We start from the raw sequence: 790 nt of genomic DNA, 5'->3' as shown, positions 1-790 counted from the left end.
ACCCCCACCGCCGCCGCCGAACTCGCCGTGCCCGACCGCATGGCGCTGGCCGCCGATCTCGCCCAGAGCGGCGCGCGGCTGACCGGCGCGCTCACCCGCGTCACCCAGTCGGTCCGCCTGCGGCTCGACCGCGCCGCCGCCGCCCTGCCCGACCTGCCCTCGATGATCGGCACCGCCCGCCAGCGGCTGGATGATCGCGGCGAGCGCCTCGCCCTCGCCCTGCCCCGCCTCGTCGCCGCGAAGCGCGCCCAGGCGCGGGAAGTCGCCGCCCGCCTCGTGCATCCGCGCGAGATCATCGCCGCCCGCCGCCACAGCCTCGCCCTGCTCGGCCAGCGCCTCGCCGCCCCGGCCCCCGGCCTGCTGCGGGAGAACCGGCTCCGCCTCGGCGCGCTCGCCGCCCGCCTCGAAGCCCTGTCCTATCACGCGACACTGGCGCGCGGCTTCGTGATGGTGGCGACCCCGTCCGGCGATCCCGTCACCACGCGGCGCGACGCCGGATCGAAACGCCACCTCGTGCTGCATTTCGGCGACGGCACGCTCGGCGTCCGTCCCGAAGCCGACCGCGCGCCGCCGGCGCAGACCAGCCTCGATCTCTGATCCGGCCGGATATCAGGAGGCTGTCGGCGCCACCGGCAGCAGCGGCCCGGCGAAGACGATCGGCATGTCCGGCTTGCCGGTGGGCGAGCCGCCGGGCGGCTCCACCGTCACCGCGATCAGCGTGTGCGCCCGGCGCAGCCGCGCCGGCACGTCGTTCGCCGGCAGCCTTGTCGCCCCCGCCTGCACGAAGCCG

1 protein-coding gene and 1 pseudogene are annotated in these 790 nt (G+C 77.2%); one reads left to right on the top strand and one right to left on the bottom strand.

Going from position 1 to position 790, the window contains the following annotated elements; translation table 11 throughout:
• On the top strand, positions 1 to 597 hold a 597-nt coding region (locus APM_RS13190), incomplete at its 5' end, for an exodeoxyribonuclease VII large subunit (protein ID WP_007423861.1).
• A gap of 12 nt (positions 598 to 609) precedes the next feature.
• Here APM_RS13190 and APM_RS13185 read toward each other — a convergent pair.
• A pseudogene (locus tag APM_RS13185) lies at positions 610 to 790 on the bottom strand (hypothetical protein); the annotation flags it as partial.

The sequence above is a fragment of the Acidiphilium sp. PM genome (assembly GCF_000219295.1).
Lineage (GTDB): Bacteria > Pseudomonadota > Alphaproteobacteria > Acetobacterales > Acetobacteraceae > Acidiphilium > Acidiphilium multivorum.
Note: the sequence above shows the minus strand (reverse complement) of the source record. Positions and strands in the feature narration are given on the sequence as shown.